Genomic DNA, 21,221 nt, shown 5'->3' on the forward strand with positions numbered 1-21,221 from the left:
TCGGGGTCGCGGTACAAGACGTTAGAATGAACGTCGTTCGAAAGGCAACGTCGCCGGTCAGAGCATTGAGAGGCTTCAATGCCCCGTCAGCACTAGCGTATTCACCGGCATCAGGATCAAGCGCAAGCGCAGACCCGCCGCGTGGACGACGCCAATCGTATCCACCACATGCAGGAATGACTTTTCCCAGAAGCCAAGGTTCTCATCCTCGAGCTTGGCATGATTGTCCGTATAGACGTTTGCCAGACAGTTGCTGCCGGGCGGAACATCATCGGCCATGCTTTTATAAAGCGGTTCAAGGTAGACGAGGATCGATCCCGGATTGGTGTTGTTCTGTACGTCCCGCAACTCATCCGACGGGCGAATTTGCCCCGACGGGATCACATCCTGCACCTCGACCACAACCACGGGGATCACGGTAAACGGCTTGGTCATACAACCCAATTCGCCAATCATGCCGGGCTTGATCACCTGTGCCGAAAGCTGACTGAACGCCGCCTGGAACCGATCATGTCCAGAAGAGGACGGCACCAGTATCCCTGCGGGGCGCAGCAACGGGCTGACGTAGTCGCCGACTTGAAGACCAAATTGTTCAACCCTTCCCGTCACCCCTGCGCTGACAACGGTTTTGTCCAGCTCGGTCAATGCGGCATCCAGCTGCGCATTGGCGCTGGCGAGCTGCGCCGGGATCAGCTCTTCAATCTGTTGCACGACGGCTGCGCGTTTGGAAACAGCGGCATTGACCTGCGCTTCACGTTCAGCAACCAGATTCTCCAGCCGGTCAATCTCGGCCAAACGCACCGCGCTGGAGCCTTCGTCACGTAGCGTGGTATTGCGCTCCAGATCCTCCAGCGCCTGATCCAGAGCCGCGCGCGCACCCGCGATCCCGGCCTCGGCTTCGGCCAGATCAGTTTCAGCCACTTTCAACGAAGCCTGAACCTGCGCGATCTGCGCATGGGCCGCCTCAACCTGTGCAGTTTGCGTAAAATCCTCGATTCGGAAGATCGGCTGCCCTGCTGTCACTTGCTCATTGTTGCGCACATAGACTTCGGACACGCGCCCCCCCAACTGCGGCAGGATCGTCACGGTACGAAAATAGGACGCAGCAGTGCTGCTGGCCGGGTGAAAGTAGAACAGCGTGGTGATCACGGTCAGTGCCAGTATGGCGCAGGTCGTCAGCCCCCAACGCAATTCGTACCACATGGTGAACAGCGTGATTTCATGCCCGATCCGTTTGCCTTGAACAAAGCGGCGGAACAGATAATCGGGAAACACGGTGATCAGGGCGCACAGCATTGTCTCAATCATGGTTCAGTGCCCCTGTGTTGCCGGTTTGGAAGGATCAGACGGTTCGGGATCGCTGTCCGGCTCAGGCGGGATTGAGACCTCTTCCTTGTCCTGCCCTGGCGCCAACGATCGGATGGCATCTGCAATCGCGCGTAGCGGTGCGGCAAAATCCGGAAACTGGAAGCCAGCCACCAAAATAGCCGCGATCCAGAAAATACCGTTATGCGTAAACAAAGCCAGAAGTGCCAGAATTCCAACAAGCTGGAATTGCGGGTGGTTGGTTTCATGCGCCATTTTTTCAGGGATCGAGTGCAGCGTAAAGTAAGCGACCCCGATCAACACGACCATCCCAACGGTGAAAACAACCATGAATGTGAAAAGGAAATCGCTACCGTCTGCCTGCGTAACATACGAGGGTATGTGCCCCGTTGCCATCGGGTGAATGTCTGCCGCGTTCACGTCCGCCTCCGAATCTTGCGTCGTTCGCACTAAAAGCAGGCTGGTCGCCTGCGATCAAGTTTCCATTGCTTGCAGCTTGTGCCTTTTCGTTCAGCGATGCGCATGCGAAGGTCCGCCCTGAGGGTCAGATCTAGAATTCGCGGCAGCGTTCATTGGATGATCGAAATTGGAAGAAACGTATGATTGATTTTCTGGTGATTGGCGGCGGAATAGCTGGGCTGAGCGCAGGAGCGCGCCTTTCTGAACACGGTACGGTCGCGGTTCTAGAGGCTGAGGATGCGCTGGGATATCACGCATCAGGCCGATCGGCTGCCCTGTTCGAAAAAGGGTATGGCCCGACTTCGGTCAAAGCGCTGAACGAAGCAAGTGCCGATTTTTTTGAGGCAAGTTCATATCTTACACACCGGGGTCTGATGCTTGTTGGCGGGAAAGATCAACGGTCATTGTTCCTTAAGGACGCCCATGACCTTGGAGTCCAAGAGATTTCGGTGGATGACGCGTTTGGCCGCATCCCGATCCTGAACCCTGAAGTCGTTGGCTATGCGGCACTCAGTAACAATGCATTGGATATCGACACGGATCGCATGCTTCAGGACTTTGCCCGGACCATCCGGCACAATGGTGGGACAGTCCTGACACGCCAGAGCGTTCAAGCTATCCGAAAATCTGATCGCTGGATTGTGGAAGCCTCCGAAACCTTTGAAGCCATAAATTTGGTGAATGCAGCCGGGGCGTGGGTTGATGAAGTTGCACGGATGGCGGGGATACAACCGATTGGTATTACGCCGTATCGTCGATCAATGGCGCGCATTCCGGCGCCGGGCGGGCATGATTTGCGAAGCTGGCCGATGATGCTGGGCGTTGGCGAAGCCTGGTATGCCAAACCGGACGCCGGAATGCTGCTGGTTTCGCCTTGTGAGGCAGACCCGACGACTCCGCACGACAGCTTCGCGGATGACATGGTGCTTGCCGAAGGATTAGCCCGATACGAAGCGATGGTCAGCGAACCCGTGACGCGCGTTGAAAGCAATTGGGCCGGGCTTCGCTCTTTTGTTGCGGATGGTACATTGGTGCTTGGGCCTGATCCATCTGAGCCCTCGTTCATTTGGTCGGCTGGTCAGGGCGGGTACGGATTTCAAACCGCTCCAGCGGCCTCACAACTGGTTGCTGATCTTATGACGGGTGCGGCCCCTGATCTCGATGCAGCAAGCGTGCAGGCGTTAACCCCGGAAAGGTTGCGCTGATGACCAAACGCAACCTACCCCCAAATGCCAGCGTCGCGACCGAAGGCGCTGGCAGCAAACTGATCGCCCCAGCCGCGAGCAGAAATGCAGCAGTTCTTTGTGAACTATTGGTGCGCGTGGCGCCATCGTCGGGCCGTGCGTTGGAGTTGGCCAGCGGCACAGGTCAACATATCTCGGCCTTTGCCCGGCGAATACCCGGACTGCATTGGCAACCCAGCGAAATCACTTCTGAACGGCGTGCGAGTATTGATGCCTATACGGATGGCTTGGCAAACACTTCCCCTGCGATTCACCTGGATGCAACCGCGGTTGGTTGGGACAAAGCAGTGTCGAGGCAGGATCTGGTTATTCTGGTCAACCTCTTGCATTTGATCAGCTTGCCCGAGGCCGAAACCCTGATTGCCGAAGCTGCCTGCGTCCTGAATCGGGGCGGGAGATTGGTTCTGTATGGCCCCTTCAAACGAGATGGACGTCTGACCAGCAAGGGGGACCTACAGTTTCACAACGCCTTGGTTCAACAGGACCCAGAGATTGGGTACAAGGATGATACCCAGATCACGGCATTATTGGCCGAGAATGGCCTCGAGCTCATAGAAATCGTCCAGATGCCAGCGAATAATTTGGCATTTGTTGCGCAAAATTCGATATCCTGATTAAGGTCATCGTCGGCCCCCAGCTTCGACAACTATGCTTATTATTTTATGTGTTGAGCGCAATAAAAAGCCCGCCACTGGCGGGCTTTCTAGCGGCGGTCCGAATAAGCACCGCCTTGTCTAAACATCAGCCGTCTTTGCGGATGACTTCGTTTTTTGGATCATAAGGGCTGTCGCAGGTGACGACTGCATCCCACAACTTATCCTGCATCTTGACCTGCAGCTTGGTGCCTTCGACCGCTAGCTCCGGCTTGACGTAGCCCATGCCGATGGATTTCTCGAACGCCACAGAATATCCGCCTGAGGTCAGACGCCCCACGCGCTGGCCTTCTGGCGTATACAGCGCCTCGCGACCCCACGGATCGGCGTCGCCCGGTCCGTCGATCAGCAGAGTACAGCATTTCACGCGCACGCCGGTCTCTTCCAGCTTGGCCTTACCGTGGAAGTCCTTGGACAGGTCGACAAAGCGCGGCAGGTCGGCTTCCAGCGGGGTCGCGTCGCGACCCAGTTCGGTGCCGAAGGCACGATAGGATTTCTCCTGCCGCAGCCAGTTCTGGGCGCGTGCACCGACCAGCTTCATGCCGTACTTTTCACCGGCCTTCTCCAACAGATCGAACAGGTAATTCTGCATCTCGATCGGGTGGTGAAGTTCCCAACCCAGCTCACCGGTATAGGCCACGCGGATCGCGTTGACCGGGCACATACCCAGTTCGATCTGACGGGCCGACAACCACGGGAAGCGCTTGTTGGACAGCGCGGTTTCCGGATCGGCGTCCTTGATGACCTCTTTCAAAACGTCGCGCGACTTAGGCCCTGCGATGGCGAAGACGCCCCACTGAGTGGTCACGTCCTGGAATTCGATGTAACCGAACTCCTCCATCTTGTCCTCGGCCGCCTTACGCAGGTAGTCCGCGTCGTACTCGGTCCAGGCACCGGCAGAGACGATGTAGTAGTTGTTCTCGCCGTTACGAACGATGGTATATTCAGTGCGAGTGGTGCCGTGCGAGGTCAGCGCATAGGTCAGGTTGATGCGTCCGACCTTGGGCAGTTTGTTGCAGGTAAACCAGTCGAGGAACTGGGTCGCACCGGGCCCTTTGACAACGTGCTTGGTGAAGGCTGAGGCGTCGATGAGGCCAACGCCTTCGCGGATCGCTTTGGCCTCTTCGACCGCATACTGCCACCAACCGCTGCGGCGGAAGCTGCGGCTTTCCTTATCGAAATTGTCCGCTGCATCCAGCGGGCCATAATAGTTCGGACGTTCCCATCCGTTCACCCAGCCGAACTGTGCGCCACGTGCTTTCTGGCGGTCGTACGCCGGAACGGTACGCAGCGGACGGCAGGCTTCGCGCTCTTCGTCAGGGTGGTGGAGGATGTAGACGTGCTCATAGCACTCTTCGTTCTTGCGTGCCGCGAACTCGGTGGTCATCCAGTTGGACGAGTACCGCTTGGGGTCCAGCGAAGCCATGTCGATCTCGGCTTCGCCATCGACCATCATCTGAGCCAGATAATAACCGGTGCCGCCCGCAGCGGTGATGCCAAAACTGAAGCCTTCAGCAAGCCACATGTTGCGCAGACCCGGAGCGGGACCGACCAGCGGGTTGCCATCAGGTGTGTAGCAGATCGGGCCGTTGAAATCGTCTTTCAGACCGGACTCAGCACAGGACGGCACGCGTTCGGCCATCGCCATGTATTGATCCGCAATCCGGTCCAGATCCAGCGGAAACAGGTCGGCGCGGAAGCTGTCTGGCACACCATGTTCAAAACGCGCGGGCGCGCCGTGTTCGTAGATGCCCAATATCCAGCCGCCACGCTCTTCACGCGCGTAGGATTCGTTGTCGGCGTCACGGACAACGGGGTGCTCGGGGTTGCCCGCTTCGCGCCATCTGACCAGTTCAGGGTCTTTGTCCATGACGATGAAGGTATGCTCGACCGGGATCGCGGGCATCTTGATGCCCAGCATTTTGGCGGTGCGCTGCGCGTGGTTGCCGGATGCGGTTACGACATGTTCAGCGGTGATCACCACCTGCTCGTCGCTTTCGACCAGATTGCCGCCTTTTTCCACCATCTTGGTACAGGTCACCTCCCAGTGGGTGCCGTTCCAATGGAAGGCATCGGCCTGCAGCTTGCGCACGATCTCAACACCGCGCTGACGGGCACCTTTGGCCATCGCCTGGGTCACGTCTGCGGGATTAATGTAGCCATCTTCGGTGTGATAGATCGCGCCTTTCAGGTCCGAGGTCTCGATCAGCGGCCAGCGTTCCTTGATCTGATCCGGGGTCAGCCATTCATAGGCAACGTCGCAGGTTTCAGCGGTCGACGCATAGAGCATGTATTCGTCCATACGATCCTGCGTCTGTGCCATGCGCAGGTTCCCGACCACAGCAAAACCCGCGTTCAGGCCTGTTTCTTCCTCAAGCGTTTTGTAGAAATCGACCGAGTATTTGTGGATATGGGTCGTCGCATAAGACATGTTGAACAGCGGCAGCAGGCCAGCGGCGTGCCATGTGGACCCGGACGTCAGCTCGTCCCGTTCGATCAGCATGACATCGTCCCAGCCTGCTTTGGCCAGGTGATAGGCGATCGAGGTCCCAACGGCGCCGCCGCCAACGACCAGTGCTTTGACTTGGGTTTTCATAGCCGGGTGTCTCCCCTTGGATTCTGTTGACACCATATGGCGCATTTGCGGTACCCGCCGCGACATTCATCCGACCAGTGATAATAGAAAAACGACCCGACAATTGTACCGGATCGTTTTTAGCCCTCTGACAGAGAGTCTTAGCCCCCTCCGAGTGTGCAGCGCTTGAATACCCCTTTAGACTGGCATTCGCTAGTTGACCCCGAACCGCCCTTGTTGACGCGGACCACTGTCTCTGTGTCGCCTCCCGATCCGGAAAATACCAACATCAGCCCGCCTAGAAACCCGCCGCCCTCGCCCGCTGGCGCTTCACCCTCGATTTCAGAATCTCTGCCAATCTTCGCAAAGAGCCGCCCGAGTACGCCACCGCCATCAGACTCGGACTTCTGAATCTCGCCTTCCAGGATATCTGCGAGGCCTTTCCGATATCCAACCTGAACCAGATCTTCTGATGAATCGATCCTGTTTGCGGTTAGATCGAACGCGTCATTCGGCAGGCCATATTGACCGGCCAGCGTATTTGCCATCAGCGAAAGCTCATCCATGTTCTCAAGACGCAGCTGAGCCAGTTCGCGGCGCAATTTGACGAATTCTTTGCGCAATCCGGCCATCTCTGCGGCCAGTTCCCCTTCGCGCTCCGGGTCAGAATTTGCCCCATTGCCAACCCCGGGCACTGGCATGCTGAGCAAAGCGTTCAGTTGATCATAGTCCAACTGCTCCAAAAAACCGCGCAGCTTTGATGCCGGTGCATCTGAATACAGTTGCAGGCGAATTTCTTCGCCCAATCCAATTGTCGCTTTGTAGATATCAAAGCTAGGCTCTTCTTTCAGATCGGTGATACCGGCGGTGACCATCGACCAAAAAGAACGATCATCCACTGTGATGGGGCTGTATTTGTTCCGCGCAAACTGAAAATACGCGACGCCACCGATCAGGCCGAATGGCGTATAGTCTCGTGTTCCCGTACCCAAGCCGTCCATGGTCATCGATATGTTTCCGACCAGAGTATTGGACTTGGCGTTTTGTCTGAAACGCATCTGCAACCATACTGTATGCTTGCCATCTTCATAGACTGCGCTGGTGCGATCAAGTTTGATGGCCAATTGCTGGGCTTCCTGTACGGCAAGTTTCTTAGCCAGTGGCTGGGCGGCTTCGCTTATACCATCTTGCAGAACCCCCTCGCGTGCATCCCGGGCATAATCAGCATCAACGATTGCGCGACGCACCCAGGTTTCACCCGAAGCAGGAAGATGCGGCTTGGGCCCTTCCTTCCAGCGTTTCTGCCGCGCTTGCTCAACTTCTTCGGCAGCGAGTTCAGCCTGATATAAGTTGAACCGATCGTTGATGGTATCCACATACCCGTTGAAGGATAACCTGCTGTCGGTTTTCTTATCCTGCTGGTAGTAGTCCAGACCTGCGATAACTACGGCGGCAACCAATAGGAATCCAATGAATCGCAACGCGCCCATAACTCAACCTCGGAATCAAATACTGCTCTGACCCAGTTTGTTCACACAAAAATGAGGCGTTGTTATGACTGCGCGATAAGATGAATTCAGAGAATCTTACCCGGATTCATGATGTTATCAGGATCCAGCGCAGATTTGATCGCCGCCATATAATCCGTCGCCGCGCCAAGCTCTTTCACCAAATAAGGGCGCTTGCCCTGCCCAATCCCGTGCTCACCCGTGCAGGTCCCCTCCATCGATATCGCAAGATCATTCAGCCATCCGACAAAGTTCTCTGCATTCGCAACTTCGGCAGCATTATCCATGTCGATCAACAACAGGGTATGGAAGTTTCCGTCACCCACGTGGCCCACAATCGGGGCTATCAGGCCCAATTCAGTGGCCTTTTCCTGAGCCGCCGACACGCACTCGGCCAGGCGCGAGATTGGAACGCAGACATCGGTTGAAATTCCGCTGGAACCGGGGCGCAATTGTAGGCAAGCCCAATACATATCGTGTCGCGCCTGCCAAAGCTTGTTACGCTCTTCGGTTGTTGAAGTCGCCGCAAAGTCGTTTCCACCGAACTCTTCAGCGATCTGACCAAAGGTTTCTGCCTGCTCTACCGCACCACTTTCCGAGCCATGAAATTCAAGCAGCAGCAGCGGTGTCTCAGGAAGATCCAGCCCGGAATACGCATTCGCCGCCCTGACCGACATCTGATCGAGCAGTTCGATCCGTGCGACCGGGATGCCGTATTGAATGGTCATCATCACCGCCTGACAGGCCGCGTCCACCGTTGGGAACGAACACCGGGCCGAACTGATAGCCTCGGGGATACCATGCAGACGCAGTGTAATCTCGGTAATGATGCCCAGAGTGCCCTCTGCGCCGATCAACAAACGCGCCAGATCGTATCCGGCCGAGGATTTACGGGCCCGATGACCTGTTCGGATCACTTGCCCATCTGGCATGACCGCCTCAAGGCTAAGCACATTATCCCGCATCGTCCCATACCGAACAGCATTTGTGCCGGACGCGCGCGTCGCGGCCATGCCGCCCAGTGATGCGTTGGCACCCGGATCTATCGGAAAGAACAGACCCTGGTCCCGAAGGTGGGTATTCAGATCGGCACGAGTGACGCCCGGCTGAACCACGCAATCCAGATCACCAACATTGACCGCCAAAATCTTGTTCATCTGGCTCAGATCGACAGAGATGCCGCCGGCGGGGGCATTCACATGACCCTCAAGCGACGTGCCTGTGCCAAACGGTATGACCGGCACCTTATGCGCCGCACAGGTTTTAACAATCTCTGCCACTTCTTCAGTGGATTGAACGAACACGACCGCATCCGGGCTTTGGTTCTCGATCCACGTTGTGGTGTGTCCATGCTGCTCACGGATTGCGGCCCCGGTGTGCAACCGATCCCCGAACCTTTGCTTTAATATCCCGATCGCCGTTTCAATCCCGGCCTCATTTCGCGGCAAAGCGGCTGCCTGCACCATCAACTTTTCCTTTTCCCAGACCGGAACCTATAGCATTGCGGGCACGACCTGATCAGGCGGGCGATGACCGTCTTCGAATGTCTTGATGTTGATGATAACCTTCTCGCCCATCTCGATCCGCCCTTCGAGCGTGGCCGAGCCCATGTGAGGCAGCAGCACGACATTTGGCAACTGCCGAAGCCGAGGATTTACGTTCGTTCCCTGCTCATAGACATCAAGGCCTGCGCCTGCGATTTCCCCCGCTCGGATCATGCGTGTCAGGGCATTTTCATCGACAACTTCCCCGCGAGACGTATTCACAATCACGGCCGAGGGTTTCATCAATTTCAATCGCCGCGCATTCATCAGATGAAAGGTCGAAGGCGTGGACGGGCAATTGATCGAAATGACGTCCATCCGTGCCACCATTTGGTCCAGACTGTCCCAATAGGTTGCCTCTAATTCTTGTTCGGTCTCCGGGCGGAGTCTGCGGCGATTGTGATAGTGCACCTGCATCCCGAAGGCGCTGGCACGCCTAGCAACAGCTTGTCCGATCCGACCCATCCCCAGAATACCCAAACGGCGCCCACTTACCCGGCCACCCAGCAATGCGGTCGGGGCCCAACCGGCCCAATCACCTTTTTGCATTACGCCCAGACCTTCGGGGATACGCCGTGTAACCGCCAGGATCAGCGCCATCGTCATATCTGCTGTATCATCAGTCAACACACCCGGAGTGTTCGATACCAGAATGCCCCGCTGTCGCGCCGTCGCCACATCGATGTTATCGACGCCCGCTCCGTAGTTCGCGATCAGACGCAAGTTATCGCCCGCCTGCCCCAGAATACCGCCATCGATGGTATCCGTGATGGTCGGAACCAGGACATCCGCCTCGTTAACAGCCGCCACCAGCTCTTCTCGTGTCATGGGGTCATCGGTGTCGCGTAGCTTGACATCGAACAGCTCACTCAGCCGTGTTTCCACCATTTCGGGCAACCGTCGCGTAACAACAACACTCAGACGTTCTCTTGGCACCTCGACCCTCCTACCGCTTTGCAAACAGTCGCGCTCCATGGCATCGTGGCGCAGGATTACACGGGGCACAAGAACCCCAGAGGCATCGTCTCAACCTTTTTTTGCGTACGATCGACAGGCATAAGAGCAGACAGGCAGTGAGTGCTAGTTTTTCAGTGAACCGCCGTTTTGTGGCGATGATTTCGGCGTTCCTTACCGTGTTCGGCGCCTTGGCGGCCTATGGGCAAGAAACGCGTGGGCAAGTCACAAACCTTCCGCTTCCCCGGTACGTGTCAATGAAAGCGGCTGAAGGCAATGTGCGGCGCGGTCCCTCTTTGACTCATCGAATCGATTGGGTGTTCAAGCGGCGTGGTATGCCCTTGCAGATCACAGCCGAATACGGAAACTGGCGCAAAGTGCAGGACCGCGATGGTGCCGGAGGCTGGGTGCACTATGCCTTGCTCTCTGGTGTGCGGACCGTTCTGATCGAATCCGATCTGTTGCCGGTATACGCCATGCCCAACCCGCAATCACAAGTGAACGCACAATTCGAGACCGGTGTCGTCGCGCGACTAGAAAAGTGCTCGCCCGACTGGTGTCGCATCTCTGCCGGTGGCTATCGCGGCTGGACTCTCAAAAGCAATCTTTGGGGCGTCGATCCTGCTGAAATTCGCGAGTGAAAAGCAGCGCCGACTAGCAACCCTAAGCTTCGGGGTCAGCCTCACCACCGCCGCGATTGCCAAGCTCCTGATCCAGCAGCAAAAGGTTCCAACGATCACTACCTGCGGCTTTTGCCTTATCCAGAATCGTTGTGAACAGATCTTCTTCTTCAACTTGCTCGTTCAGAAACCAGTTCAGCATGTTCTGTGTGCCAAATTCCTTGACCTCATGTGCCAACTCAAACAGTGCGTTTATCTGCCCCGTTACCGCCTGCTCCTGCGCCAAGGATTGCTCAAGCGCATCAACGGGTGAGTCATATTCCGTTCGCGGCTTTGCAATACCGTCAAGCTCAATCCGCCCACCACGCTTTGCGATAAAGTCGAAAATGCGCATCGCGTGCGTATTCTCTTCGGCGGACTGCTCTCGGTACCAACTGGCAAAACCAGGCAGATCCTGCGCCTCAAAATATGCTGCCATTCCAAGATAGGTGTATGAAGCATGAAGTTCGCTGTTGATCTGCCGATTCAGGGCATCTGCGACCGATGAGTTCAGTTTCATGGCTCGCTCCTATTTACCGGATTATGACTGTGTCCAAGTTAACTTCACATCTGAAAAATTCAATCTTCGCAAGTAATTTTCGATACCTATCAGCATATTACGCGAGATCAGGCATCGCCAAAGCCAAAACACATGCAAAATTCCACTGCGGGATTAATGTGGCATCGCAATATCCGGAGAACCAATAGACGCTGAAGAACATCATACATTGGAAACCAATGAACCTCTCGCTTATTACCCTGTAAGAGCAAATCAAAGACCGCCATCTGACCTCAGAAATTTTTTTGTAGATCGATATAGTTTTTGTCCAAAAAAGCCCTTGAACCCCGCAAGCAACAGTCGTAGATAGCCGCTCACCGTTGGGGTGTAGCCAAGTGGTAAGGCAGCGGTTTTTGGTACCGTGTATCGTAGGTTCGAATCCTACCACCCCAGCCAATTTTCTGTAATGTTTTCTGATATTTAATCGCGGCTCGCTCTGTCGATGCGTGCAGTAAGGGACAAGGTTTGCCACGTTTTTTGTGGTAGATTCTCCTCCAACCAACGCCCAATCCACAGAAATTCGCTTCGTTTAACAAGCCTTCGACGTTCGGATTTGGATAGCGGATCACGGTTCCGCTATCCTTCTTGTAGTTAGCAAATACCATCAAAGGATCGCCTCTGAGCGTTGCCCCTTAAATTTGTCGAGCAAACCACTAGAGATTTCGCAAAAGCGATCTGAGCCATCATCGATTACATGACCGTACTGAGTCATCGTAAAACTTGCGGTGTGGTGTCCGAGCATTTTGAAGGCTTCTAGGTACTTCCCTTCCAACATCACCGACGACGCAACATAGTGCCGAAGACAATGAAACCCTCTGTGCTCCACACGAGCGTGTCTAAGCAGCGGAACCCAGCAGTGATTGCGGACCGAATGGTAGTGCTTTGGATAGCCAGATTTCGAGGCGAAGACCCAAGGACTCTGACTTGTTCGCAGCTTTGATAACAATAACTCGCGCAGCTCAGGAACTACTGCTAGTTTTCGGTAAGAGTTCGCGGTCTTCAAGTCCCCTATTCGGTCTTCTTGTGTCATCCCTCTTCTCAAGGTGTCGACGCGCCGCGAAATTGACACGTGAGAATAGTTCTCTGTGAAATCTTCCCAACGCAGACCTAAGGCTTCTGAAATTCTGACTCCTGTTGTAGCCAGCAGCATAACCAACGACGCGTAACCACGCCACCTGTCCACGTCGCGCGGAGTACCATATGTGCATAGGTCGCGAAGGCTGGAAAATATCCTCCGCATTTCATCATCTGAAAACGCGCCCGGAGTTTTCCTTGGCCCTCTAGTATTCGGTTGAACGCTTAGGTTTCGAGCAAAATGCTTGGGGATCAAGTCGCGGTCGACACCCCAATTAAGAATTGCTTTTACAAGGTTTAGTGCGTGCTCTGCTGTCTTGACGGACTTACATTCAGCTTTCAACAGAATTATCAACTCAATTAATTTGTCCCGATTCAGATCACCAATTGGAATTTTTCCAATTTTTGGAAAAATGAACGCATTGAGATAATGATTATAAGCATGCAGGGTCGAAACCTCTAACGGTCTTTTCCCATCTCGGCCGACAGCAGACGCTTGCATATACTCATCTGCCAATTCCAAGAAACTTTTTTGCTCAATCCAACTTTCTCCTCGCTCTTCAGCTCTGATTAGAGACGCTAAACACTTTTTAGCTTCACTTCGCGACCGGAAAGTTTTTTCTTTCCGTTTTCCACCCACTGGTTTACCAACTACCCGATAAACCGTTCTTTGTTCCATTTTCCTCTTATAAAGCGCAGCCATCTGTTTCTCCTTGTCGTTGAGGAGCGCTACATTGAGGAGAAATATCCAGATTTAAAGTCTGTTAAACACCCAAGGGATATGATAAAATTCCAAATATCAACACACCAGAATTCGATGCAATACGTCGCCCAATGTCATTTAGAATTACACTTTGCACAAAAAAGATACTTCAAGTGCAGAATTGACAAAAATTTGCGAAAATCTGGCAATGGAAACGTGCCAAAAATCAGCAATTCAAACTGACTTTAGAATGCGGCGATTCTTCAGCTCGAAAAAATGAAATCTCAAATCGCTATTTTTGGCATGAGTTTGGGATTTTCGGGAGACGCTGTACGACTTTTGCTCATCCCTGATCACCGCCCGCCTTCACGATTCCAACGAGTTTTTGCATCAATTATTATATTCAAACATGCAAAAAGTAGACCGCCAACAATCAACAGATTTGATGGAAGATTTCCAACCTCAAAGCTACCAGTCACCTGATCAAGCCAGCTCTGAAACTCGAGCCGGTAACTCAAACCACCTGCAGCGGCGGCAGCCAAACCTAATAGCGCCATTCTCCGATAGTAGTTATCGGGGTGGAACCAAAATATAACTGCTCCTGCGGCCAGTGCAGCCAAAATGGACGCAATCGCGCGCCCGCCACTCGACCATTCAAAAAACATCGGCAAGGCCAAATAGCTCGCGACCCCGCTAAGAAGTCCTCCTACTAAGACGAGAACTACATAACTCTGCCACCAAGGATGGTTCTGTTGCGGCAAGACCTTTTGGTGTGGTGCAGACACCTGTATGTTCACATTGAATTGCGTGCTGGGCATTACATTCTGAACTTCTGGCAATGCGGTAGAAGCATAGGTTTGGTTCACTTGCGCGGGAACAGAGCCAGCACTTTTGCGGGCAGCTTCTGTGAGAATATCTCCACCTCGAGACAACAGGTCCTTGTAGGAGTGTGACGTACGCTGTGGTCTAAGTATTCCACTGGACCGGGCTTGATGAATTGAAGCAGTAATGACTGCATTGCAGCTATGCCAAGACAGTGGATCGTCGAAACGTGAGTCTATTGAGGCAGCATACTCTGCGTACCCTTGACGGAAGTATGCGGCAGCGTCGTCTTTATCTGACGTGATCCTCTTAATCCGCCCGAACGCATCCGTTTTCTTCAGGTTTTCAGTGATCCCAACCTGTTCGAGAACCGTAACGGCAAATTGTATGTGTAACCCAGCGAGAAGTTTGGTTCTCTCGAAATGGTTTTTTCCACGATAACCCCAAATACAACGGGCATCGAAGGAGTTGACGTAGCTATCTATGTAGAGCTCAGTCAACGAACGGCGTATGGCTCCTTCCGATCTCGGCTCGATTGTACGCGACGCAGTTTGCTCAAATACATCGAACGTCAACGCCTTCTGATCGCGCTGCCTTAGAGTACGACCGATCCACTCCTCGTTAGCCCTTAATATTCGCGCATCGTTTTGCGACAGCGTACTGCTCAACGCGCTAATCGGCTTATCTTCGAGCCAAAGATTCAGGTTCTTCTCTATATGACCTGTCGTAGAAACTGCATTACCCATCGAACCATGCAGAAGTTTCTTTAGCTCTGGCTGCGGGGCCAAAAAGAAGCCAGGATGTAAGTGAGCCGAGTGAGAAAACTTCTCCTTGCGGCTTTCTCGAAACTCCTCGTAGGAACCATAATCCGAGTGATCTACGAACCGTCCAATCTTAGAAAGTTGTAAGATTTCCTGAAGCATGTCCGCACGATTATACAGCACTTCGTGGATTTGAGAGGCATTGCAAAAAATGGTTTGGGCAGATACGACCGAAAATATCTGTATAGTCGCAAGAATTTCATCGACGTCTATTGGCTTCCCAATTGCATCGTGCAGTTCTCGATTTAGAATGTGAAGGAATATCGGGTGATCCGTGTATTCTGAAGAGTTAATTTCTCTCAATAGACAGCTCACCTGAGTAAATTGCAGATAGAATCGTTTTCGACCAAGGCTCAAAGGAGCTTAGGTCATTTTCTGGATTAGAAAGATTAGTCCACCGGAGGTCGTTGATGGACATTTCGTTCTTTTTTGGCTCGAATTCGCGCGAACAAAAATAGACGATCACTACAGCAATGTGCTTGCGCGCTTCAGATGTTTCATACGTATTAATCCCGCAAAGAATTTTGAAACTATCTGGGCGCTCCAACCTTTCGGTCTCGTCTTGATCAAAAACAAGTTCTTCACGAAGCTCACGCCTTGCATTCTCAACGATCCCATGACCGGAAGAGTCAAACAGATTTAGGTCCTGATCGGAAACATGGCCCCCAAAACCAATACTCCTCATCCCCTGCAGTTCGTCCGCTGCAGTATTAAATACACCGCGCCGGTAGGTCAGAACTTTTCCGTCTTGGAAGATGATTGCGTAAGATATGATTTGTTTGATGTCGAACCGGCGTTCGGCGTCTTTCCTCACAACATAGCGAAAGGCTTCCTCCCTATCTGCACTTTCGATGACCGAGTCAATTTCCAGCAACAACCCATCAGCTTCCTCTTTTCTTAAGAATATCTCCGGAAGCGTAAGCACGTGCTCATTGTGAAGCGTCTTCTCTCGTCGAGGTGCTTCGTATTCTGCATACTGTTCTGTCTCCAGATCACGCAGAAAGAAGCGATTTGCTGCAGTCCGATAAAACGGAGACTTGGCAGCTCGCTCCCTGATCTCTGTACTCAGTCTAGCAGCAAGCGTCTTATACTGCGTTTTGCCGTACAGATGCTCAGGCACAATGCCCTGCTGCGACGCCACATCCAGAATTTCTTTCGGATGAAGCGGCCTACGCGAGTGTCTGATGGCCTTCTCGGCCAATGTTAGATAGGAGTCTGACATTAACAGTTTGGAAAGGTTGAATTAAGCAATGACGTCGGATGATCCCTTCATGGACGAGGCATTCGTGGGACGCTTCAACAGAAGGCGCAATGAAGAGGATAGCGTGAACTCTTGTATAGATGAACCCGCTATCATAGCGAGAGTACAAAAGTTCGCACCTCGACGTGTTGTTGAGCTTGGCTGCGGAACTGGTGGTCTGACGTCGGCATTGGCCGAGTTGTGTTCTGAAGTTGTTTCAGTTGACCAATCACCCGCCATGATTGCTCGTACGCGCGCAGCCATCAATAAAAGCAATGTTCAACTCTTTTGTGAGCCATTTGAGAGCTTCCGACCGACAGTAAGCCCCGACATGGTTGTCTCGGGAATGGCGATGCACTTAGTCGCGGACTTAAACAGGTTGTGCGCTTCAGTATATGAGTGGCTGGAACCGGGTGGTGTTTTTTTGTTTAGCCAAAGGCATCCAATTCGAACAGCAAATCCCACCGGCGGCGATGAATCTAGTAAAGAGCCGTCTTGGAACGTCTCTGGCTACTTTGACATCGGTCCAAGAACCTATCGTTGGCTTGGCTACGAAGTACCGTATCGCCATCGCACTATATCGGAGGTCATTTCAGCCGTAGTTTCAGCAGGATTTACTTTGCTCGAGTTGGACGAACCGCAGCCTCAAGATCACCTAAACTCGGTAAGAGGGATTGAAAACCGAAGCTCACCTTCGGTGCTGCTGATTGGCTGCAGGAAACCTGAGCGACATCCCGCATGATTCGGATCGTCGCCTACCTCAATTTACTGTGGAAATTTACCACAGTAGATGATGCTTTCTGATGCGCCATGATGTTCAAGGAAAGAGAAAGCTTGCACAATGCTCGCAAGTGTTAGCAAATCCGCACATGTCGCAGGTTAGTGGATCGTAAGGAACTGAACTTAAAGTAAAAAAAGGCAAGGGATTCTCGCCTCGTGTCACGTATACTTACATTTTGGTACCGTGTATCGTAGGTTCGAATCCTACCACCCCAGCCATGATTTTCCATTTAATCACACACTGAATAATTGGTCGCCGAATGTGGCCAATTTTAAGGGACTTAGTTTTTGACGATTTGAGCTGAGACGCGAACGTGAGCACAACAATAGCCGATTTCCGGCCGCAGTCTCAGTTCGCGAAACCGACGGTACGAGTTTAGTGTGTTTTGAAAAGTCTTTAGATCAGAGCGCAGCGAACTGCTGGCGCTGTTCTGACCAGATCGCTGGGAAGCCGGACTTGATTAGGAAATTCGTGGTCAGGCCGACACGTTGCTCGCCTGCAGCGATGGCATCCAGAACATCAGGCGCCAGCATGGCCAGATCGACCACATCCGGAACGCGGCGTTTGGAAATGTCCTCTTCCGCCTGCTCTTTCACGTCAAGAATGGTGTGATGCTCCAGATAGAGATCGTAAAGCGTCCTGATGATCTCAGCTTCTTCCTCGTCGATTTTGAGTGTCCGGCCGTCAGCCTGATACCCAAGTGGAACGTTCCCGCCCATCCAAAGACCCTTGCATTTTGAGGCAGCAATTTTATCCCGGATACGCTCAGCGGCGACTTCCCGTTCGAACTGAGCGAAGCTGAGCAGCACGTTGAGTGTCAGGCGACCCATACTGGTCGACGTATTAAAGGACTGGGTAACGGACACAAACGATGCGTCGGCCGCGTCGAGACGTTCGACCAGCTTTGCAAAATCAGCCAGCGAGCGCGTCAGCCGGTCAATCTTGTAGACAACAATCTGAACCACGCGTTTCTGGTAAACGGCCTGCATCAGCCGCTGCAGTGCGGGGCGGTCCAAATGACCGCCCGAGATGCCACCATCGTCATAGTGATCCGGCAGTAACTCCCAACCCTCATGCTTCTGGCTCGCGATGTATGCTACGCAGGCTTCCCGCTGGGCATCGAGTGAGTTGAAATCCTGCTCCAGCCCCTCCTCCGAGCCTTTCCGAGTGTAAATGGCGCAGCGGATGCGTCGCATCACTGAACCCCGAAGAACCGCGGCCCGGACCAGTGCGCTCCGGTGATGTGCTTTGCTATGGCGGACAGGGAACGCCATGTTTTGCCGTCCATGACGAACCCACGATCAACCACGTCAATCTGATAGGTGCGTCCGTTCCATTCCCGCACCAGATGTGACCCCGGCTTCAGACTAGGAGGCGGCGTTTTTCCCAACGCGATATTCTGCAGTCAGCGTTCTGCCTTCGCAGACAACCCTCCAAATTCCCGGTTCTGTAGTTCCCAGATTAGTACCCGCTTCATGAACTGCGGGGACAGGTATTTTGGCGGCGACCGACCGAACACTTCCCGCCATCGGTCAAGACAGCCGGGGCGATCCAGGTGTTCAATGTCGTCAAATGTCTTCGAAAGGTCACGATCCGCGCGCATAGGATCCACGGCGATCACACCAACTTCACTATCCGGTAGAGCGTACCTTTGCCAGATCCAGATCGCTCACCAGTATGTCCCGCCTTGCGCAACATCGAAATCGCCGCGCGCGCGGAATGCGGTTGCCATCCAAAGGCGTTCTGAAACTGCGCAATGGTTGCACCAGCCTTGCGGGACAACAGTTTCTGCAACTGTTGCTGTCGCGTCAGGTTGTTCCGGGCGGGTTTGGCGGGCGTTGTTTTGATTTCCAGGTTGACTGCCTTGGTCATTTTCTTCTCCACTTTGCGGGCACAGGCTCATCCTGCGCCCTGTACTGAGTGGAGCCCGGGTGCCCCGGGCGAATCTCAACCGTCGTCAGTACCGCTTCCGTACAAGCCAAAGTCCAGTTGTTTACTGTAAGTGGGCGGGAAGCGGAAGTTCGCTGCGAATGCTAAAGACAATTGAACAAACCTTCCGAGCGGACATTCGATTAACCCTTTTGGATTCACCAAGACCGCTCTTTAAGTCTTTGACGCGGTAGCCACCCGATGTGTGCCTCCTGTTTCAGGAGAACCAAAACCTAGTTCAGTTGGCCAGCGACGAGGATCGCGATCTTCGCTGAACAAGCCGGGAAAGGTGGATCTCACGCTTTCAGTAGTGAAGTATTTTGTGGCCGAGTTCGTGTGACATGATCAACATTGCTCAGCCGGCCTGTGGGCAGCAATCAATCGGAACTGCCTTTTGCAAGCGCGTGGTAAAAACTCTCGAAAATTGCATCTCGCGCAACGTCATAGGCTTCGCGCATCAGGTGGCGGGATGGGTCGGTTTCCCAGTATAGATTGGCGCTCAGATGAGGTGAGGTTGTCAGATGGGTCGGTACATAGGCGGCATCAAGCATCCAGGCCACATTGATAATGTCCCAGATCACCCATGTTTTTGTATCCGGCTCTGATATCGCGTATTTCACGTGCAACGGATTGTTGGTGTAGAGATGCCAAAGATAGTCACCAATTGCGCCGCGGCCCTTAACAAATGCCTCCATTTCCGGCTTGGAAATCGTCAGCTGCGCGCCGACATGATAGCCTGGCAGATACACATGCGGCACGCCACACTCGAACAAAAGGCGCGATGATAGCTGGTCTTGCACAAGGTTCAGTGAGGGTTCATTGCAAAACGGGGCATAGCTGGGAAAGCCAGAGGTCCAGACCACAACAATATTGTCAATGATGTCAGGCGCCATCAGCAAGGCCGAGCCGATGTTTGGCAACGCTCCCATTGCAAGAACGTAAACCGGCCCATCTTCGCGATTACGCGCCTGTTTGATGATAAACTGGGCGGCATCGGAATCCACCGGCGCGTCATAGGACGGTAAGTGCTGTGTCGAGCCATGGAACACGCGACCGTTGTGGGAGGCACCGCAAGCGTCAAATACGCGAATGATCTCATCGTACGAGCGCGCCTCGCCAACGTCTGGTGTCACGAATTCAATGTCATCCGCTGTTCGCCCATCGGCCAGCAATCGCTGCGCCCATCCTGCGAAAGGGCCCACAAACTTGCTGTCGTGGTCTGTTCCGCCGCCCTTTTGCAGGGCAGCGACCGCATCATAAAGTCCATCTCGATGGTGCAGGAATGAATAGGGTGCGGCTGTAACACCTTCGAGGTTCAGGCGGTCCTGCGACAACAGCGCCCAGGCCACGGCATATTGATCGTCGATCTCGTTGGCGGTGTCGGTGTCGATGATAACGCGTGGCATTGGGCCCGGTCGGTCCAGCCGGGCTTTCATCAACTCAGGATCAAGCGGGGTGAACCGTTCTACGGCCTCTCTCAAAGTCATCATGTCGTTGCCTTTCTAATTGCCGAAGCCTTTGCCAAATGCCTCTTCTTTGATGAACCGCTCGGTTATGACCAAAAGGATGATACCGGGCACGGTCACAACCAGCGTGATGCCCGCCGCAGATGCATCCAGCGTCCCGCCAGCGATTTTCGAAAATAGCAGCGTTGGCAATGTGATGATTTTGCCCTGACCCATGAAAAAGGTCAGAAGGAAGATGTTGGTGGAGACCAGAAACGTGAACAGCGCCCCTGCGACCACGCCCGGCAGCAGCATTGGCAAGGTTACCATGCGCAGAATCTGCCAGCGCGATGCGCCAAGGATCATCGCCTGTTCTTCGAAGTCACGTCCCAGTCCCTGATAAACAGCGGTCAGCATGCGGATCATGTAAGGGATCGTCGGGATGAGGTGGACAATGATGATTCCCGTATATGTCCCGGCGAGCCCGATCTGTATAAAGATCATCAGTAGCGCGATGCCTATGGCGGCATCGGGCACGATCAGGGGCATAGACAGGAAGAACTCAAAGGCCGGTTTGCCGCGAAAGCTTTCGCGCGCTAGAACGCGGGCCGCAGGAAGGCAGATAATCAGACAGATCACCGTTACCGCGCATCCGATGAAGACCGTGTTCAGCGTCGCCTCCCACACCTGGCTATAGGGTGAGATCACGTAGTCCCAGGCCAGCGGCAGCACGGATTTCTCGCGTTGCTCCAGCCACCATGTGCTGGGCAACAGATCAGGCCAGGCCCAGCGGAACGCAAAACTCTGGATGATCAGCGGGATGAAGGGGCCCAGAATGAACCCTGCGATAAGCCATAAATAGACTTTCTGAAAGGGTGAAAGCCGTTCGCTTAGGGCTGTGGCTTTGGCATTCCGACGCGCCATT

18 protein-coding genes, 1 tRNA gene and 1 pseudogene are annotated in these 21,221 nt (G+C 53.8%); 5 read left to right on the top strand and 15 right to left on the bottom strand.

Annotated features, from left to right (window positions below):
- Positions 1 to 75: 75 nt before the first annotated feature.
- Both ACR0B3_RS08610 and ACR0B3_RS08615 read right to left on the bottom strand, forming a co-directional pair.
- Positions 76 to 1,308: an HlyD family secretion protein gene (locus ACR0B3_RS08610; protein ID WP_170723713.1), complete on the bottom strand. Its 1,233-nt coding sequence runs from the start codon at positions 1,306 to 1,308 to the stop codon at positions 76 to 78.
- Positions 1,309 to 1,311: 3 nt separating this feature from the next.
- Positions 1,312 to 1,722 (bottom strand): hypothetical protein, encoded by a 411-nt coding sequence (locus tag ACR0B3_RS08615; protein ID WP_480808816.1) that lies wholly within the window; start codon positions 1,720 to 1,722, stop codon positions 1,312 to 1,314.
- 203 nt (positions 1,723 to 1,925) lie between these two features.
- Between ACR0B3_RS08615 and ACR0B3_RS08620 the strand changes: the two genes are divergently transcribed.
- Both ACR0B3_RS08620 and ACR0B3_RS08625 read left to right on the top strand, forming a co-directional pair.
- Positions 1,926 to 2,990 carry an NAD(P)/FAD-dependent oxidoreductase gene (locus ACR0B3_RS08620; protein ID WP_480808694.1) on the top strand — a complete coding sequence of 355 codons (1,065 nt, stop codon included), beginning with the start codon at positions 1,926 to 1,928 and terminating at the stop codon, positions 2,988 to 2,990.
- Complete coding sequence (locus tag ACR0B3_RS08625) at positions 2,990 to 3,643, top strand: DUF938 domain-containing protein (RefSeq protein WP_480808695.1); 654 nt, start codon at positions 2,990 to 2,992, stop codon at positions 3,641 to 3,643. Before ACR0B3_RS08620 ends, ACR0B3_RS08625 begins: the two co-directional genes overlap by 1 nt.
- Before the next feature lie 127 nt (positions 3,644 to 3,770).
- Here the strand turns inward: ACR0B3_RS08625 and ACR0B3_RS08630 are convergent, their stop codons facing one another.
- The 4 genes from ACR0B3_RS08630 to ACR0B3_RS08645 all read right to left on the bottom strand — a co-directional run bounded on the left by ACR0B3_RS08630 (position 3,771) and on the right by ACR0B3_RS08645 (position 10,245).
- Positions 3,771 to 6,278, bottom strand: a complete 2,508-nt coding sequence (locus ACR0B3_RS08630; RefSeq protein ID WP_480808696.1) for a GcvT family protein — start codon at positions 6,276 to 6,278, stop codon at positions 3,771 to 3,773.
- A gap of 140 nt (positions 6,279 to 6,418) precedes the next feature.
- On the bottom strand, positions 6,419 to 7,747 hold the full coding sequence (locus ACR0B3_RS08635; protein WP_480808697.1) for a DUF1068 domain-containing protein: 1,329 nt from the start codon (positions 7,745 to 7,747) through the stop codon (positions 6,419 to 6,421).
- Between the two features lie 86 nt (positions 7,748 to 7,833).
- A complete protein-coding gene (locus ACR0B3_RS08640; RefSeq protein ID WP_480808698.1) occupies positions 7,834 to 9,231 on the bottom strand; it encodes an FAD-binding oxidoreductase in 1,398 nt (465 codons plus the stop codon).
- 27 nt (positions 9,232 to 9,258) lie between these two features.
- Positions 9,259 to 10,245, bottom strand: coding sequence for a 2-hydroxyacid dehydrogenase (locus tag ACR0B3_RS08645; RefSeq protein WP_480808699.1), 987 nt, complete (start codon positions 10,243 to 10,245; stop codon positions 9,259 to 9,261).
- A gap of 176 nt (positions 10,246 to 10,421) precedes the next feature.
- Here ACR0B3_RS08645 and ACR0B3_RS08650 point away from each other — a divergent pair, with 176 nt between their 5' ends.
- The gene (locus tag ACR0B3_RS08650) at positions 10,422 to 10,904 is read left to right on the top strand and encodes an SH3 domain-containing protein (protein ID WP_480808817.1); all 483 of its coding nucleotides are present in this window, start codon (positions 10,422 to 10,424) and stop codon (positions 10,902 to 10,904) included.
- A 22-nt stretch (positions 10,905 to 10,926) separates the two neighbouring features.
- On the opposite strand, the gene ACR0B3_RS08655 is transcribed toward ACR0B3_RS08650, so the two are convergent.
- Positions 10,927 to 11,442 carry a ferritin gene (locus ACR0B3_RS08655; RefSeq protein WP_480808700.1) on the bottom strand — a complete coding sequence of 172 codons (516 nt, stop codon included), beginning with the start codon at positions 11,440 to 11,442 and terminating at the stop codon, positions 10,927 to 10,929.
- Between the two features lie 360 nt (positions 11,443 to 11,802).
- On the opposite strand from ACR0B3_RS08655, the gene ACR0B3_RS08660 reads away from it, so the two are divergent.
- Positions 11,803 to 11,877, top strand: a tRNA-Gln gene (locus ACR0B3_RS08660).
- A gap of 208 nt (positions 11,878 to 12,085) precedes the next feature.
- On the opposite strand, the gene ACR0B3_RS08665 is transcribed toward ACR0B3_RS08660, so the two are convergent.
- The 3 genes from ACR0B3_RS08665 to ACR0B3_RS08675 form a co-directional block, all read right to left on the bottom strand.
- A complete protein-coding gene (locus tag ACR0B3_RS08665; protein WP_480808701.1) occupies positions 12,086 to 13,258 on the bottom strand; it encodes a tyrosine-type recombinase/integrase in 1,173 nt (390 codons plus the stop codon).
- Positions 13,259 to 13,611: 353 nt separating this feature from the next.
- On the bottom strand, positions 13,612 to 15,204 hold the full coding sequence (locus ACR0B3_RS08670) for a hypothetical protein (RefSeq protein WP_480808702.1): 1,593 nt from the start codon (positions 15,202 to 15,204) through the stop codon (positions 13,612 to 13,614).
- Positions 15,191 to 16,123, bottom strand: a complete 933-nt coding sequence (locus tag ACR0B3_RS08675; RefSeq protein WP_480808703.1) for an HTH domain-containing protein — start codon at positions 16,121 to 16,123, stop codon at positions 15,191 to 15,193. Before ACR0B3_RS08675 ends, ACR0B3_RS08670 begins: the two co-directional genes overlap by 14 nt.
- A 49-nt stretch (positions 16,124 to 16,172) precedes the next feature.
- Here ACR0B3_RS08675 and ACR0B3_RS08680 point away from each other — a divergent pair, with 49 nt between their 5' ends.
- Positions 16,173 to 16,883: a class I SAM-dependent methyltransferase gene (locus ACR0B3_RS08680; RefSeq protein ID WP_480808704.1), complete on the top strand. Its 711-nt coding sequence runs from the start codon at positions 16,173 to 16,175 to the stop codon at positions 16,881 to 16,883.
- 614 nt (positions 16,884 to 17,497) lie between these two features.
- Here ACR0B3_RS08680 and ACR0B3_RS08685 read toward each other — a convergent pair.
- The 5 genes and pseudogenes from ACR0B3_RS08685 to ACR0B3_RS08705 all read right to left on the bottom strand — a co-directional run.
- Positions 17,498 to 18,118, bottom strand: a pseudogene (locus tag ACR0B3_RS08685) (recombinase family protein); the annotation flags it as partial.
- Entirely contained in the window at positions 18,118 to 18,267 is a 150-nt protein-coding gene (locus tag ACR0B3_RS08690; protein WP_480808705.1) for a DUF2924 domain-containing protein, read from the bottom strand. The gene ACR0B3_RS08690 and the pseudogene ACR0B3_RS08685, both read right to left, overlap by 1 nt.
- Positions 18,268 to 18,539: 272 nt before the next feature.
- A complete protein-coding gene (locus ACR0B3_RS08695) occupies positions 18,540 to 18,794 on the bottom strand; it encodes a DUF3489 domain-containing protein (protein WP_480808706.1) in 255 nt (84 codons plus the stop codon).
- A gap of 434 nt (positions 18,795 to 19,228) precedes the next feature.
- Entirely contained in the window at positions 19,229 to 20,341 is a 1,113-nt protein-coding gene (locus ACR0B3_RS08700; protein WP_480808707.1) for a nucleoside hydrolase, read from the bottom strand.
- A 12-nt stretch (positions 20,342 to 20,353) separates the two neighbouring features.
- Complete coding sequence (locus tag ACR0B3_RS08705) at positions 20,354 to 21,220, bottom strand: ABC transporter permease (protein WP_480808708.1); 867 nt, start codon at positions 21,218 to 21,220, stop codon at positions 20,354 to 20,356.
- Position 21,221: the final 1 nt, after the last annotated feature.

The organism is Ruegeria sp. CE9 (assembly GCF_056537425.1).

Coding starts and splice junctions, on each gene's coding strand:
- ACR0B3_RS08610 (WP_170723713.1), bottom strand. CDS start 1,308: ATGATTGAGACAATGCTGTGCGCCCTGATCACCGTGTTTCCCGATTAT.
- ACR0B3_RS08615 (WP_480808816.1), bottom strand. CDS start 1,722: ATGGCAACGGGGCACATACCCTCGTATGTTACGCAGGCAGACGGTAGC.
- ACR0B3_RS08620 (WP_480808694.1), top strand. CDS start 1,926: ATGATTGATTTTCTGGTGATTGGCGGCGGAATAGCTGGGCTGAGCGCA.
- ACR0B3_RS08625 (WP_480808695.1), top strand. CDS start 2,990: ATGACCAAACGCAACCTACCCCCAAATGCCAGCGTCGCGACCGAAGGC.
- ACR0B3_RS08630 (WP_480808696.1), bottom strand. CDS start 6,278: ATGAAAACCCAAGTCAAAGCACTGGTCGTTGGCGGCGGCGCCGTTGGG.
- ACR0B3_RS08635 (WP_480808697.1), bottom strand. CDS start 7,747: ATGGGCGCGTTGCGATTCATTGGATTCCTATTGGTTGCCGCCGTAGTT.
- ACR0B3_RS08640 (WP_480808698.1), bottom strand. CDS start 9,231: ATGGTGCAGGCAGCCGCTTTGCCGCGAAATGAGGCCGGGATTGAAACG.
- ACR0B3_RS08650 (WP_480808817.1), top strand. CDS start 10,422: ATGATTTCGGCGTTCCTTACCGTGTTCGGCGCCTTGGCGGCCTATGGG.
- ACR0B3_RS08655 (WP_480808700.1), bottom strand. CDS start 11,442: ATGAAACTGAACTCATCGGTCGCAGATGCCCTGAATCGGCAGATCAAC.
- ACR0B3_RS08665 (WP_480808701.1), bottom strand. CDS start 13,258: ATGGCTGCGCTTTATAAGAGGAAAATGGAACAAAGAACGGTTTATCGG.
- ACR0B3_RS08675 (WP_480808703.1), bottom strand. CDS start 16,123: ATGTCAGACTCCTATCTAACATTGGCCGAGAAGGCCATCAGACACTCG.
- ACR0B3_RS08680 (WP_480808704.1), top strand. CDS start 16,173: ATGGACGAGGCATTCGTGGGACGCTTCAACAGAAGGCGCAATGAAGAG.
- ACR0B3_RS08695 (WP_480808706.1), bottom strand. CDS start 18,794: ATGACCAAGGCAGTCAACCTGGAAATCAAAACAACGCCCGCCAAACCC.
- ACR0B3_RS08700 (WP_480808707.1), bottom strand. CDS start 20,341: ATGATGACTTTGAGAGAGGCCGTAGAACGGTTCACCCCGCTTGATCCT.
- ACR0B3_RS08705 (WP_480808708.1), bottom strand. CDS start 21,220: ATGGCGCGTCGGAATGCCAAAGCCACAGCCCTAAGCGAACGGCTTTCA.